Origin of the sequence: Micromonospora sp. NPDC004540 (genome assembly GCF_040610095.1) — a bacterium.
Taxonomy (GTDB): domain Bacteria; phylum Actinomycetota; class Actinomycetes; order Mycobacteriales; family Micromonosporaceae; genus Micromonospora.
This window is the reverse complement of the sequence record NZ_JBEXLR010000137.1, coordinates 1-13909: the sequence shown is the minus strand read 5'-3', so window position 1 is coordinate 13909 and position 13909 is coordinate 1. Positions and strand designations below refer to the sequence as shown.

15 protein-coding genes are annotated in these 13909 nt (G+C 70.0%); 4 read left to right on the top strand and 11 right to left on the bottom strand.

Annotation, left to right across the window (positions count from 1 at the left end):
• Together ABZV78_RS29395 and ABZV78_RS29390 are read right to left on the bottom strand one after the other, a co-directional pair.
• Nucleotides 1–187: histidine phosphatase family protein (locus ABZV78_RS29395; protein WP_355643785.1), on the bottom strand; the 187-nt coding region annotated here is incomplete at its 3' end.
• Between the two features lie 308 nt (nucleotides 188–495).
• Entirely contained in the window at nucleotides 496–2421 is a 1926-nt protein-coding gene (locus ABZV78_RS29390) for a S9 family peptidase (RefSeq protein WP_355643783.1), read from the bottom strand.
• A gap of 608 nt (nucleotides 2422–3029) precedes the next feature.
• Between ABZV78_RS29390 and ABZV78_RS29385 the strand changes: the two genes are divergently transcribed.
• Both ABZV78_RS29385 and ABZV78_RS29380 read left to right on the top strand, forming a co-directional pair.
• Nucleotides 3030–3377 carry a PadR family transcriptional regulator gene (locus tag ABZV78_RS29385; RefSeq protein WP_355643781.1) on the top strand — a complete coding sequence of 116 codons (348 nt, stop codon included), beginning with the start codon at nucleotides 3030–3032 and terminating at the stop codon, nucleotides 3375–3377.
• A complete protein-coding gene (locus ABZV78_RS29380) occupies nucleotides 3374–4432 on the top strand; it encodes a hypothetical protein (protein WP_355643779.1) in 1059 nt (352 codons plus the stop codon). The genes ABZV78_RS29385 and ABZV78_RS29380 overlap by 4 nt, the downstream gene beginning before the upstream one ends.
• Nucleotides 4433–4547: 115 nt before the next feature.
• Here the strand turns inward: ABZV78_RS29380 and ABZV78_RS29375 are convergent, their stop codons facing one another.
• On the bottom strand, nucleotides 4548–4772 hold the full coding sequence (locus tag ABZV78_RS29375) for a hypothetical protein (protein ID WP_355643777.1): 225 nt from the start codon (nucleotides 4770–4772) through the stop codon (nucleotides 4548–4550).
• A 243-nt stretch (nucleotides 4773–5015) separates the two neighbouring features.
• On the opposite strand from ABZV78_RS29375, the gene ABZV78_RS29370 reads away from it, so the two are divergent.
• Nucleotides 5016–5282: a hypothetical protein gene (locus tag ABZV78_RS29370; RefSeq protein ID WP_355643775.1), complete on the top strand. Its 267-nt coding sequence runs from the start codon at nucleotides 5016–5018 to the stop codon at nucleotides 5280–5282.
• Nucleotides 5283–5445: 163 nt separating this feature from the next.
• Here the strand turns inward: ABZV78_RS29370 and ABZV78_RS29365 are convergent, their stop codons facing one another.
• The 6 genes from ABZV78_RS29365 to ABZV78_RS29340 form a co-directional block, all read right to left on the bottom strand.
• On the bottom strand, nucleotides 5446–5784 hold the full coding sequence (locus ABZV78_RS29365) for an immunity 53 family protein (protein ID WP_355643773.1): 339 nt from the start codon (nucleotides 5782–5784) through the stop codon (nucleotides 5446–5448).
• 197 nt (nucleotides 5785–5981) lie between these two features.
• Entirely contained in the window at nucleotides 5982–6236 is a 255-nt protein-coding gene (locus ABZV78_RS29360; protein ID WP_355643771.1) for a hypothetical protein, read from the bottom strand.
• A gap of 109 nt (nucleotides 6237–6345) precedes the next feature.
• Nucleotides 6346–6501: a hypothetical protein gene (locus tag ABZV78_RS29355; RefSeq protein WP_355643769.1), complete on the bottom strand. Its 156-nt coding sequence runs from the start codon at nucleotides 6499–6501 to the stop codon at nucleotides 6346–6348.
• 337 nt (nucleotides 6502–6838) lie between these two features.
• A complete protein-coding gene (locus tag ABZV78_RS29350) occupies nucleotides 6839–7798 on the bottom strand; it encodes a sigma-70 family RNA polymerase sigma factor (RefSeq protein ID WP_355643767.1) in 960 nt (319 codons plus the stop codon).
• Nucleotides 7799–7808: 10 nt separating this feature from the next.
• Complete coding sequence (locus ABZV78_RS29345) at nucleotides 7809–9017, bottom strand: FAD-dependent oxidoreductase (RefSeq protein ID WP_355643765.1); 1209 nt, start codon at nucleotides 9015–9017, stop codon at nucleotides 7809–7811.
• Between the two features lie 432 nt (nucleotides 9018–9449).
• Nucleotides 9450–10589 carry an ROK family protein gene (locus ABZV78_RS29340; RefSeq protein WP_355643763.1) on the bottom strand — a complete coding sequence of 380 codons (1140 nt, stop codon included), beginning with the start codon at nucleotides 10587–10589 and terminating at the stop codon, nucleotides 9450–9452.
• Nucleotides 10590–10681: 92 nt separating this feature from the next.
• Here ABZV78_RS29340 and ABZV78_RS29335 point away from each other — a divergent pair, with 92 nt between their 5' ends.
• On the top strand, nucleotides 10682–11956 hold the full coding sequence (locus tag ABZV78_RS29335) for a YbiU family protein (RefSeq protein WP_355643761.1): 1275 nt from the start codon (nucleotides 10682–10684) through the stop codon (nucleotides 11954–11956).
• A 41-nt stretch (nucleotides 11957–11997) separates the two neighbouring features.
• On the opposite strand, the gene ABZV78_RS29330 is transcribed toward ABZV78_RS29335, so the two are convergent.
• Both ABZV78_RS29330 and ABZV78_RS29325 read right to left on the bottom strand, forming a co-directional pair.
• On the bottom strand, nucleotides 11998–12498 hold the full coding sequence (locus ABZV78_RS29330; protein ID WP_355643759.1) for a GNAT family N-acetyltransferase: 501 nt from the start codon (nucleotides 12496–12498) through the stop codon (nucleotides 11998–12000).
• Between the two features lie 65 nt (nucleotides 12499–12563).
• Nucleotides 12564–13793, bottom strand: coding sequence for an ABC transporter permease (locus ABZV78_RS29325; RefSeq protein ID WP_355643757.1), 1230 nt, complete (start codon nucleotides 13791–13793; stop codon nucleotides 12564–12566).
• Between the last annotated feature and the right edge of the window lie 116 nt (nucleotides 13794–13909).

The window sequence follows — 13909 nt, the reverse complement described above, 5'->3', positions numbered from 1 at the left end:
CGGCGACGACGTCGGCCGTCTGGCTCGCCCGGGCCAACGGGCTGTGGTGGATCGCCGAGAAAGGCACTGTGCGCAGCCGCCGGCCCAGCCGGTCCCCCTGCTCGCGGCCGAGTTGGGAAAGGCCTCCGTCCAAGGCCGCCGGATCCTGCTCGCCATGGCGGACGAGGTACAGCTGCGTGCGAGCCACCGTGGGCCACCCCTCCAGGTCAGTGTGCGACGACGAGCACGATAGATCAGGGAGGCACGGGACGATGGGGCCGAGAACACGGCTAGGTGCACTCTTCTGCCGCGTAGCGCTCGTCACGCAAGGTAACCAGTTCACGGTGCACGCATCCGGACGTGCCGAGATGAGTGCGTGCCTGCTGTGGAACTTCAGCAACTGGGTCAACGCCTGCCGCGGCTTGCCGCCCTGTTGCTGGAATTGGGTGGCCTGGCCTGCCGCGGTCAGCCGCATCGGCCGTGGCGGTCGTAACGGTCGTGGCGGTCGAACTTGGGTCATCCGAGCCACCGGTCGAACCATGCGCGGGTGCGGCGGAGTACGTCGAGTTGGTGGTTGCGTTCGCGGATCGAGTGGTTCTCTCGGGGATAGACGACGTACTCGTGCTCGACTCCGAACCTGCGTAGCGCGCGGTGGAAGAACTCCGCCTGTGATACCGGGACGTTCGTGTCGTTCTCGCCGTGCAGGATCAGCACCGGCGTGCGGACCTTGGAGGCGTACGAGATCGGGCTGAGCCGGTCGTGGCGGTGTGGACCGGTTCCTTCCCAGCCGCTGCTACCGCCGAGGGCCGACTCGAACGGCCCCTGTTCTCCGGTTGCGGCGAGCATTCCCCAGTCGCTGATGCCGGCGCCCATCACGGCGGCCTTGAACCGGTCGGTCTGCCCGACCGCCCATGCGGCCATGAAGCCGCCGTGGCTCCAGCCACCGATGCCCAGCCGGTCCGGGTCGGCGACGCCGTCGGCGATGAGCAGGTCGATGCCGGCGCAGATGTCGGTCCACTCGTCGAGGCCGACCGCACCGGCGACGCGCACCGCGAAGTCGTGGCCGTGTCCTTGGCCGCCACGCGGGTTCGGCAGGAACACGGCGTAGCCGGCGGTCGCCAGCCACTGGCCGGACGGGTCCCAGCCGAGCATGAGCCGGTCGGCGTGCCGGTGGTACGGGCCGCCGTGAACCAGTGTCACCAGTGGAAAGGGCCCGTCCTTGTGGGACCGGCCGGCGGGCAGGATCAGCAGGCCGTCGAGGGCCAGCCCGTCGGATGCCTCGTATGACAGGCGTTCCTGGACACCCCACCGTATGTCGTGGAGTTCGGGCCTGAGCTCGGTCAGCCTCGTCAGCGGCCCGCTCGTGGGGCCGGCGTGGACGTTTCCGGGCTCATAGGACGTGCTGACGACGGCCGCGACGGCGTCACCGTGCCGGTTTGTGGTCAACGACGTCGCGAGGCCGTCGACCCGGGACACCTCGACGAGCGTGGGCCCGGCTGGATCGAGCCGGTGGATCGCGGTATCGAGCCCGTCGGCAACCAGCACCAGCGGCAGACCGGCGTCGACCTGGGCCAGGCTGCTCGGGCAGGCGGTCGTGCTGGCGGTCAGGTTACGGTGCTCGCCCACCGGCCCGCGCACCGGCACGGCGACATCGAGAACCGCGTGTCCGCCCACCAGAGCGGGCGGGGTCTTCGCAACATATGCCAGGTGCCAGCCATCGTCGGCGGGCCACCAGACGAGCGACGACGCGTCCGCCACAGCCGGGCCGAGGTCCCGCGTCACGCCGCTGTCCGGGTCGAGCAGGTGCAGACCGGGCTCCACCAGACCCGGGTCCACGTCGGGGGTCGACCAAGTCAGTACCGCCAGCACTCCATCGCCGGGCCGCTGGGCCACCTCGACGACATGGCGATCGCTGAACGTATCCGGCGTCCGGACCTCCCGGCTCCGTACGTCGAGCAGCCGCAGCCGGTCCGGGAGTACGCGTTCACCCCACACCCGAGCGTCGTCACGCTCCCTGCCCCGACGTTCATCCTCAGCGGACGGTTCATCGGCTGCGATCACCACGACACGGTCCGGATCGGCCAGCGGAAGGTGACCGGACACCCCACCGGCCCAGGACGTGACCGCCTCCACGACACCGTCGACCAGCCCCACCCGGTGCAGTTGCGCCGCGCCACGCTCGGCCCGGTCCGAGAGAAAGTAGATCAACAGCGAATCCGCGGCCCACCGCGGCGCCGAATCGTATGCCTCACCCTTGGTCAATCGTCGCAGCGACCCGGTCCCGTCTGCGGCAGCGACCCAGAGTTCGCTGACCGGGTGAACACCAGCCCGCCCGACCGGGGCGACCACGAAGGCGACCCACTTGCCGTCCGGCGACAGCGCCAACGCCTGCGGAACACGACCGTCAACCACCAACTCGGCGGTGAGCTGCGCACGGGCCACCGATGCACAGTAGCGATCAACCACCACGGCGGCCAACCGCTGCCGCAACGCCTCCACAGCACGGCTGCGGCGCCTCCCAGGGACTATCCCGATCTCGACAAACAACCCCAGGAGGAGACCACCTCGCCGCCTGATCGGATGCACACATCTGCCGCGAAGCGCTCGTCACCGAAGGTGACGTCGGCGCCGGTCTGCGACGTCCGGACGTGCCGACGCGGTCGTTTGCTAGCTTCCGGCCCCGTTACGGATGATCGTCGGCGCTGCCCGTGAATCCTCTCCAGCTCCGCCGCCAAGGTCACTGCTTGCGACTGGTGGCAGCGGCCGAACCCGTTGCGGGGTCCGGGGGAGTAGGACCTGACCGCTGTATCCGGGACCCAGGACGATGGCGGCCCCGTTTGTGGGCGGGGCGCCGACGACGCTGCTCTCCACCGCCGGTATCGCAGGAGCGAAATCCGGCCCGCCCAGGTCTCCGGCGTCCGCCGCGTCACCGTCGCCCATGATCACTCCTTCTTGTCGTGGGCTCCGCGCGTGCCGGGGCCCGGTGACCACGCCGGCGCCAGCTCGGCTTCCGGCACACAGCATATCTTGTCTTCCACTATATTAGGTGGATGAGTTCTCGGGCGATGACGGAACCAGCCTTCTTCATCCTCACCGCGCTGCTCGACGCTCCGCGCCACGGCTACGGGATCGTCGCGGAGGTGGCGGAACTGTCGCGGGGCCGCGTGCAACTGAAGATCGGCTCGTTGTACGGGGTCTTGGACCGACTCGTCGGTGATGGCCTGGTCGAACTGGACCGCGAGGAGGCATGGCAAGGACGGTTACGCCGGTACTACCGGTTGACCGAGCGGGGTCGCCAAGCCCTCGACGCAGAGGCTCAACGGCTGGCCGCCAACGCACGCCTCGCCTCGACTCGGTTGCGCGAGCGGCGGAACCCGATCACGGGGACGCCGTCGTGAGCCGGCTGGAGGAGCGCTACCGGTTCGTTCTTCGGCTGCTGCCCGCCGCCTACCGGCGGGAATGGGAAGACGACATGGTCGCCGCCTTCCTGGACAGCATGGACACCGGCGACTCCGAGACCACCGCGTATGTCACGGACTACGGCCGGCCGAGCCTGTCCGAGGTCGCCAGCATCGTGTCCCTCGCCGTTCGTTTGCGTCTCGGCGGGGCTGACGCGCCACCCCGCTCGTTCGCCTGGGGGCAAGCCGTGCGACTGGCGACCCTGATGGCGATGCTGGCCCACGCCGTCATGGTCACCGCCAGCATCGCCGTCACACTGTGGCTCTCCGGGAAGATCGCCTGGTTGCCGGCTCCTGCACTGGAATGGCCAGTCAGCCCGCCGTCGAACATCTGGCACACCGCGTGGAATCTCGCCGGCTACGCCTGGTTACCGGCCTACATCGCGCTTGTCCTCGGACACCGGCGCGTGGCCCAAGCGGTCGCCCTGCTCGCCATCGTGCCTCCGGCCATCACCACCGCCGTGGAACAAGCCACCGGTGACGTACCGCTGTCCGTGTCGCCCTGGGCGATGCGGCTCATCGACGTCTTCCTGCTACTCGCGATGGCGGCCTTTCACCACGGCGCCCCACCGGTGCCGCGCCGCCCGTGGCTCCTTGCGCTGCCGATCGGCATCCTCCTCGTCCCCGTGCCGCTGTTCACCATTCAGGCGACCACACCGGCGCTGAGGCTCCTGGACTGGCCGGGCCTGTCCTGCGCGGCGGTCACTTCCGCCATGGTGATCCACCTGACCGTTCGAGTATCCCGTCGTCCGTCTCGCACGCTGCCATGGTCACTGGCGCTCACCCTGCTCGCCGTAACCACGCTCGCCCTGCGAACCGCAACCTTGCCCGACTACAGCGACCAGGCACAGCGCACAACACTCGCCACGATCGCTTCCGTGGAGGTTGTCGCCGTCCTAGCGGTAGGCGTACCGCTCGCCGTACTAGCCATCCAGGCGCTCCGCCGACTTCCATCGATCCCCACCGTCGCCCCAAGACCCACCACACCGACGTAGGAACTCGCCCAACCTCGGCACCACCGGCCCGAGACGCAAGCCCCATCGGCCGCGCAGACCACAACGGAACGCACGGTCACGCCGCGAGGCGCGCGTGCTCATGGGCGCGCCGCCCTCACCATGCGTACTGACTTCGCAGCCATTGCCGGACAACGGGCATGGCGGCTGCGATCACCGCGTCGGCCAAGGGTCCAGCATCGTCCTCGGCGACGTCTCCCAGACTCCCGACCTGCCGCATGTACGTGCGCGCGGCCTCCAACACTATTAGCGGAACATCGTGAAGATCATGGTCCGGGTATTTCGCGTACTCGGGGTCCGGCGCCCAACCGTCGTCGGTCATGAACCGTACGTTAGGCGCCGGCCACACTGTCGGCATCGACCAACCGCCACGTAAGCGCCAGGGGCGCTGTCAAGCCGCCTGGCGGCGCCCAAGCCATGTGCACGCTCATGCCGCTGGTCGTGGGCATCGGGTTCCGGGAGCGCCGTCACCGATCGTGCCGGCTGCCCGCCCACCGAGGACAGCGTCTCGGCCTGCCCTGGTGCCGGACCTCCAAGACGGCTTGGTGCTGGCACACTCACCGCTGTGACAACCTTCGAGTTCCGGGTCACCGACGTGTTCGACATCCGGGAACGCCGCGGGCTGCTCGTCGTCGGCACGGTGCTGCAGGGCATTGCCCGATCGGATACAAGGCTCCGTGATGTCGCGACTGGGCACTCGTTCGGCCTGCTGGGCATTGACCTGCACTGTTCGCGAAGGCCGGAGAGAAGCGGGTTCGCTTTGGTGGTGGACCGAGCCGAGCGCGACTACGCCCAGCCCGGGCGCGTGTGGGTCGCAGATGTCGAACCATAATCACGCGTACTAATCTGCCGCGATCCGCGCCCCGGTTGCCGACCGTGAGGGCTGCCGCGACGCGTCTTGACGATCATGGCAAGCATCTGGTGGGACGCGAATGTCAAGCATCTCCCGTGACGGGACACGGCTGGCTGCCGGCGGAGTGACGCTCCTATTTCTGTCAAGCCTGTGGTCCGGGCTCGCGGGTCGTAGTTTGGGTCCACTGCCGAAACAGGTGTAGCGCCTCGCCGAGGTTCAGTGGTCCACACGCTGCCCGGAACTGGTCTTTCTCGACCCAGGTCATGACCCACTCGTGTTCGCTTCGATGGACTTCCTGCCGCTTGTAGGGCATTCCCGACAGTGCCGTATCGCCCAGGTCGATGCTGACCGACCAGCCGGGGTTGTCGACTGTCTCGATCTGAATGCCGTATTCGTGTTCCCACTCGCCATCGCACTGAGTCGCGTACCAGGCTTGCAACCAGGTCCAGACCCCCGGCGCTAGCTCGTCGTGATCATGCACCCCGTAGTCCCTGATCCCGCGGTGGTCGTAGGCATCAGGCAAGGGTAGGTCTTGCGGGCGATGTAGCGCTTGAGACAGCGCATGATCACCGTCTTGGTTTTGCCCTCGGCGGTGCGGCGGCGGCCGGTCACGCAGTTCCCGCCGGCTGCCGACGAGGTGGGCGCTCCTATTTCGTCAAGTGGGGCGGGTTGCCCGGCTCAGGCGAGTCCATAGAGCCGGTTGAGGTCGAGTAGGTGATGACCGAGGACCGAGGAGGCGTGGAGGTCGAGCACGAGGACCAGGAACACGTTGGGTGTCTCGCAGTCGACCAGGACGTGTTGGTGTGCCCCGTCTGGCGACTGCCAGGCGTGGGTGACGCGGCCTTCGGAGAAGTCGTGCCCGTTGAAGTCGTCTTCGGGGACGGAGTCGAGGTAGGGCCAGAAGTCGAAGGGGGGTTCCTGGTCCGGGCCCACTCTTGTGGGGTGGGGCCCCATCGTTGCCTTGTACTCGTCCTCGCTCAGTAGCGGTGGCACCAGGCAAGGATGCCTGGTCCACAGGTGGCGACGCGAGCATGTGGAGATCTCACGTGCGATGTAGCGCTTGAGGCTCACCGGCGTCGACCTGGGCTTGGCGCACCCACATACGCAGCGTTTCCGCGGTGCCGATGCCGAGCTTGTGGGGCCACCGCACCGATCGCCGGTACTCCGACGCGTAGTTCGGCCGCACCTCAGCGACCATCCGCACTCCTCGCTCACGCAACTTACGCGGATAAGGGGAGGGGCGTGACATGGCTCGATCCTCCACAAGAGGTCGGGCCGCTGGAAAACCCCGGGCCGTCTATGGCGGTGGTCGGTGCTGTGGTGGGGTTGGTGGCGGGCGCCGAGCGTGACGAGCAGCGGGTGAAACCGTGGGGTGGGCGTAGGGCATGCCCGTGGTGTTGGAGCGGAAACTGGCGAGTTCCTCGATGTCGCCGCGGGCCGGGGCCTCGGCGGCCCAGTGCGCAGTTGACGGCCGCCGAGGCGTTCCTGGCGGGATGGCCCCACCAGACCCACGCCTGGCCGCGGTCGGCGTCGGGTCACCACTGGGGGATGAGCGGCGTGTCCGGTTCGTGCTGCCGCCAGGCTTCGGCGAGGCGGGCGAGGCGGGTGGGGGCGGCGATGCCGCGCACGGTTGCGATCTTGCCGTTGGTGATGTCGAACGTCACGGCGCCGACGACCTGGTTGCCGAGCACGAAGAGGATGGCCGGGGCGTCGTTGAGGAGCGCGTAGTGGATGGCGAGCGTGCCGCCGACAAGTCGCCGTTTCGCGGGTGTGGGTTTGAGGCCGGCCCGTACGACGGCGGCAATGCGCTGCGGCGTGTCGTACCGCAGCAGCGTCTCGGTTAGGCCGCCGCCAGCGCCGTCGGAGATCGCGGTCGCGTCGGCGGTGAGCAGCGCCACCAGCCGTTCGGTGCGGCCCGAGGAGGCAGCGGCGAGGAATTCCTCGACGATCCTGCGGGCAGATGCCGGGTCGACCTCGCCGCCGCGGCGGCGCGCGGCGGTGATGCGGCGCCGGGCCCGGTGGAGGTGCTGCTGGCTTGCCGACTCGGTGATGTCGAGGATCTCGGCGATCTCGGCGTGGCTGTAGGAGAACGCTTCGCGCAGGACGTAGACGGCCCGCTCGAGGGGAGACAGGCGCTCCATGAGAGTCAGCACGGCCAGGGAGACCGATTCGCGCTGCTCGAAGGTGTCGGCCGGGCCGAGCATCGGGTCGCCGTTGAGGAGCGGTTCGGGCAGCCAGGCGCCGATGGTGCGTTCGCGGCGGGCTTGTGCCGAGCGGAGCCGGTCGAGGCACAGATTCGTGACCACCTTGGTCAGCCATGCTTCCGGCACCTTGATCCGCTGCCGGTCGACGGCCTGCCAGTGCAGGAACGCATCCTGCACGGCGTCTTCGGCGTCGGTGGCGGAGCCCAGCAGGCGGTACGCCAGCGAGGCCAGCCGATTCCGGCTGGCCTCGAACCGACTGGTGTCGAAGCGGTCAGTGGCGGTGCTGTCCACGCGGGCCACCCTAGGCGGCTACGCCGAGCGCCTTCTTGGCGGAGGCATTGGGCGCTGCGGCCAGGCGGTACTTGCGCTTGGGCATGCCGAAGGTCGGGTGCGAGGTGGCCCACAGCGACATCGTGAGGATGCCCGACTTGATCCGCGCGGCCTTCCGGCCGCCGACATACTTCGGCTTGGCTTGCGCTTCGTGGTCGACCAGCTGCAGGATGCCGTCACGCCGCCCGAGGCTGATGTGGTTGCCCGGGTAGGCCAGCTTGGTGTTCGCGATTTCGCGGCCGGTGAGGCGTCCCATGATCGCCTCGATAGCCTGCTGGCCGGTGTAGCCGGCCGATGCGCAGGACATCGGCAGTGGCCGGCCGTTGTCGCCGATGGCGTAGGCGCTGTCGCCGGCGGCGTAGACGTTGGGGTGCGAGACCGACCGCATGGTGCGATCGACGACGATCCGACCGTTCTCGGTGACCTCCAGCCCGCTGGCGGCGGCGATGGGGTTGACCGCGAACCCGGCCGTCCACACGGTTGCGTCGGACGCCACGGCGGTGCCGTCGGCGCAGAGCACTCGTGCTGCCTCGACGGCTTCGATGCGGGTGTGCTCCAGGACGGTGATGCCCAGCCGGTCGCAGGCCCGGCGCAGGTGGCCGCGGGCTCCGGCGGAGAGCCGGGCGCCCAGCTCGCCGCGGGCGACCAGCGCCACCGACAGGCCGGGCCGGGCTTCGGCGATTTCGGTGGCGGTTTCGATGCCGGTCAACCCGTCGCCGACGACCAGCACACGCCCGTCTGCGCCTCGCCTGCCCAGGTTGTCCAGGCGCTCGCGCAGGCGCAGCGCCGACGGCCGGGCGGCGATGTCGAAGGCGTGCTCGACCACGCCGGGGACGCCGCGGTCGTCGCCGTGGCTGCCGAGCGCGTAGAGAAGCGTGTCGTAGCCGAGTTCGCCGCCGCCGTCGGTGTCGGCCACGGCGACGACCTGGCGCTCGGGGTCGACAGCGGTGACACGGGCCAGGCGCAGCTGTATCCCCGTGCCCTCGAAGACGTCGGCGAGTTTCGGAGCCTTGATCTCGTGGCCGGCTGCGAGCTCGTGCAGCCGCAGCCGCTGGACGAAGTCCGGCTCGGTGTTGACCACGGTGATCTCGGTGTCCGCCGGGGACAGCCGGCGGGCCAGGTTCCCGGCAACGTGGGCCCCGGCATAGCCGGCGCCGAGGACGACGATGCGGTGCTTCATGGGTTGCTCCTGTCGGTTCGCTTGCTCTCGGTGAGTTGAGCGGGACGGCGCCCCGATAGCTGACAGGAACTACATGTGGCATGGGTCACAGAGCGGCAGGAGCGCTGCACGACGATGCGCGCGACGCCGAGGCGGCGCGGAGCACGCCGAGCTGAACGAGGTGTCGACCGAAACCACACGACCGCCTCCGGCGACGAGCCGGGCCAGCACCGCCCGCTGTCGCGGTGCCCCGAGTTCGATCCGGGTGCCGTTCCGCGTCGCCCACACGGGGCCGAGCACACCGACCGCCGTCACGCTGAAACCGTAGTGAGCCGAAGCCAGCCTGGAGATCCGCCATCCGACAGTTCCTTGATCAACCGTTCAGACCTCACCGGGATCCCGCCGTCCCCGCTGGAACCGGTCGTGGTCGGACGCCCCGTGCTGCAGTGCAACTCAAGTTGGTCGACCAGCTGTCCGTTCCAGTCGGCTGCTGGCGGTGACCGATGACCGCAGGCGTCGCAGAGCCTCGGCTCGCACTCCGGCCAGGACCGGCTCGCTGGTCAATTCGGCGGGCCGGACGGACACCTGTCGCGGCATCAGTGCGGTCGCCGCACGGATGCTGTCGATCAGTGCCAGGCCCCACGATCCGCCGATGACGACCTCCTGCGGGTCGGCGAGCGCGACCACGGCGGCGACGACCCCGCTGACGGCCGTGCCGATGGTCTCGTGCGTGGCTGTCGAGCTGTCGAGGAGCCGCTCGGTGTCGATTGCCGTGGATCCGCTGAGGCGCAGACCCAGCTCTTCGAACAGCTCGATGAACCGGACCGCTCGGCCGCCCGGCCCGGCAGTCACCACATGGGCGATCTCCCCGGTCAGGCCGGCGCTCCCGCGCCGGACGCGGCCGTCGTTGACGATCGCGCATCCGAGGCCCTCGCCCAGATAGAGGTAGGCGAAGTCGCGCAGCTGCTCCGCGCCGACACTGTCGCGCTCCGCCAGGGCCGCCCAGTTCACGTCGTTGTCGACCACGACCGGTCCGTCGGCGTAGGGGGCGAGGACGGCGACCGGGTCCAGCTCGCCGACCAGGAAGGGCGCGTCGGGCAGTTGCACCAGCCGGCCGGTGGCACGGTTCACCGGGTCGGCCGCTCCGACGACGGCCAAGCGGGCCGGCTGCCCGGCGGCGGCGCCCACCTCCGCGGCCGCGGCCCGCAACGCCGACGAGACCTGGCTCGGCCGGGTAGGCCGGTCGATCGGGCGAACCGCTCGGGTCACGGTGTCGCCGTAGACGTCCACGCACTCCGCCACCACGCCTTCCGGGGCGATGGTGACCGCCAGCGCCACCCCCACCGTCGGCGCCAGCGCGTAGTACGAACCCACCCGGCCACGGCCGCGCCCGCCCGGCGTGCGTTCCCCGGTGTCGGCCACCAGCCCGAGCTCGGTCAGCCGGCGCACGCTCTCACCGGCGGTGGGCTTGGAGATGCCGATCTCGACGGCGAGTTCGGCTCGCGTGAGGCGGCGGTGCTGCATCAGTGCGCGCAGGACGTGCTCGTCGGTCAGCGACCGGACCAGATCCACTGACGGCTTGGCGGATTCCACCCCCCGATTCTAGGCAGGGCCCTTGCCTTGAAGCGAGGACAGTGCCTACAGTTACGTTTCAAGTAAGTGAGGTTGACTTGAAAGGAGCTGCCGTGTCGACGACTGCCGCGCTGCCGCACTGGGAGGAGACACCGGCCGACCTCACGGCCGCGACTCGCGAGATCAAGAAGGCGCTGCGGGAGCGGATCGCCGCCTCCGGCCGGAGGGTCGAGGAGGTCTTCTCGATCGTCGAGCATCGCGTCCAGGCCGCGGTCGACGACATTTCCGCGGCCCGCCGCCGGGGCGAGACGATCTGGCCGGTCATCGAGTACGCCGACATCGCCGCCGGCGCCGTCCCGGACGAGCAGGTCGCCCTGCTGCGGCGCCGCGGCTGCCTGGTCGTGCGTGGCCACTTCGACCGTGATCAGGCCCTGGCCTGGGACCGGGACATCGTCGACTACGTCGAGAGCAACCGCTTCTTCGAGAACTACCGCGGTCCCGGCGACGACTTCTTCGGCAGCGTCGGCTCCAAGCCCGAGATCTACCCGATCTACTGGTCGCCCGCGCAGATGCAGGCCCGGCAGAGCGAGCGCATGGCCACCGTCCAGGCGTTCCTCAACGGCCAGTGGAAGCACGAGTCCGACGGCGTGCAGTGGTTCGACCCCGACCGCGACTCGCTCTACCCCGACCGCATCCGCCGCCGCCCCGAGGGCGCCGACTCAGCCGGCCTCGGCACCCACCTCGACCCCGGCACACTCGACCTGTGGATGACCCAGGCCTACCAGAAGGCGTTCCGGCACTTGTTCGACGGCAGCGTCGAGCGGTACGACCCGTGGGACGCCGCCTACCGCACCGCCGGGCCGCAGTACCCCGGCTCGACCATGTGCTCGGCCTTCCGCACCTTCCAGGGGTGGACCGCGCTGTCCGACATGGACCACGACCAGGGCGTCCTGCACACTGTGCCGATCCCCGATGCGATGGCCTACCTGATGCTGCGCCCGCTGCTGGACGACGTGCCCGACGACGACATGTGCGGCGTCACCGTCAACCAGGTCTTCCCGGCCGGCCACAAGTGGCATGCCCCGCTCATGGAGGCCCTCGCCGGCATTCCCGACGTCAAGGCCGGCGACTCCGTCTGGTGGCACTGCGACATGATCCACAGCGTGGCCCCCGTAGAGAACCAGAAGGGCTGGGGCAACGTCATGTACATCCCCGCCGCGCCCTGGTGCCCTCGTAACGAGCAGTACGCGGCGAAGGTGCGAGAGGCGTTCCTGACTGGGTCGAGCCCGAGTGACTTCCCGGCCGAGCACTACGAGCGCGACTGGCCCAACCGTTTCCGGGTCGAGGACCTCAACGAGATCGGCCGCCGGGGTCTCGGCCTCGACTGAGTGCGAGCACAATCGGCCGCACGGAGTCGTCTGCTGGTGAGCTACGCGGAAGTTCCTGTCTCGGTCGCTGCTGACGTGAGCAGCGGAAGATAGCCCTCCGGACGCCAGCCGGCGATCACCTTGGTGAAGAGCCGCGCGCCGAGCCGGCGGTAGAACCGCTGCGCCGCCGCATTCTCGGGCTTGACCTCCCACCGGATGGTGAGGCGGTCGACGGCGGCGCGGCGGGCGAGCGCCGTCATCAGCCGTCGCCCCACCCCGCCGTCCCGGGCCTGCGCGCGGACGTACAGGTCGTCCAGGGCCAGGATGTCCCCGCCGCTCCACAGGTGCAACCGGCGCTGCGCCGACACGTAGCCCAGAGGCTCGCCGGCCCGCTCGGCCAGCAGGACGGTGACGTCAGCGCGTCCGAGCAGGCTGCGCCACCCCGCGACGGTCACGGTGACCTGCGCGCTGTCGCCCTCGTGGGCGGCGATCTCCCGGACCAGGGTGTCCACGATCGTCGCGTCGTCCGGGCCGGCCCGACGGATGGTGATGGTGTCGTTCATGGTGCGCTCCATTCAGAGGTGGTGGCCGGGCGGCACCGGACGCGGCCGGTGCCGCCCGGGAGGGATCACGGGGTGCCGATGGCGGCGAGGACGTCCAGCCGGGCGGCTCGCCGAGCGGGCAGCAGCCCGGCGAGGAGGCCGGCGGCGAGGGCGACGGCCAGCACCAGGAGCAGCCGGCCGGCCGGCACCGCGAGCACGGTCGGGGCGTCGCGGCCCAGCGCCCGGACCGTGGCGGCGGCGAAACCGACGCCCAGCGCGATCCCGAGGATGCTGGCCAGCGCGGCGACCAGCACCGCCTCGCCGCGGATCATCCAGCCGAGCTGTCGGCGGGTCATTCCCACCGCGCGGAGCAGCCCGATCTCCGCGGTGCGCTCGGTGATCGACAGGGCAAGGGTGTTGGTGATGCCCAGCAGGGCGATCAGCACGGCCAGCATCAGCAGCACCGTCACCAGACCGAGCACCTGGTCGATCATCTGGGTACGTCCGGCCACCGCGGCGGCCTGGTCGCGCAGTTGCGCGGTCGGGGTCTCGGCCAGCGCTGCCTTGATCGCCCGCTCGGCGGCGGCCCGGTCGCTTCCCTCTGCGGTGCGGATCAGCACGCTCGCGTCCATCTCCTCGCTGTAGATCCGGGCGAACGTGTCCAGCGAGATGAGGTAGTCGGTGGACAGCGCCCGGGCATCCCCGTCCCGTAGCAGGCCAACCACCGGAAGGCTGCGGGTGCCGGTACGGGAGAACGTCATGGGCAGCTCGTTCCCGACGGCCAGGCCCCGCTCCCGGGCCACGTGCTCGGCCAGCACGATGCCCCCGCCGCCCAGCGCCGCCAGGTTGCCGGCGGTGAAGTGCAGGGACGTCACCCGGGGCAGCGTCGACGGGTCCACGGCGGTGAGGGCCTGGGTGGCGTCCCCGTCGCGCCAGTGGCCGTAGCGCAGCCGGGACGCGACCGCCACCTCGGGCAGCCGGCTCACCCGGTCGTACACGGCGGGGGAGAGGCCACCGAGCATCTCGTTGCGGGCGCTCTCCACCACGTGGTCGGCGGTGATCACCTCGGCGTAGGACGCCCGGACCGAACTGTTGACCGACGTGCCGAGGACGGCCATGAAGCTGATCAGCGCGAGCCCGAGGGCCAGCGCCAGGGCGGTCGCCGCAGTACGGCGCGGGGTGCGGGCCGCCGACGCGGTGGCCAACCGGCCGGTCACACCGGCGGCAGCCAGCGGCCGGCCGACGAGCTTTACCAGGGCGGGAGTGATGGCCGGGCCGAGCAGTGCGAGCCCGCCGACGGCGCCCACCGCGGCCACGCCGAGCAGCGGGACCGGCGCGTCCGCGGTGCTGGCCGCGTTCCGTGATGCGCAATCCGCGATCCTGGGCCACTCACTCGTATCCTGACGGCCCCTCTCTGCTGACGGTAGGGGAG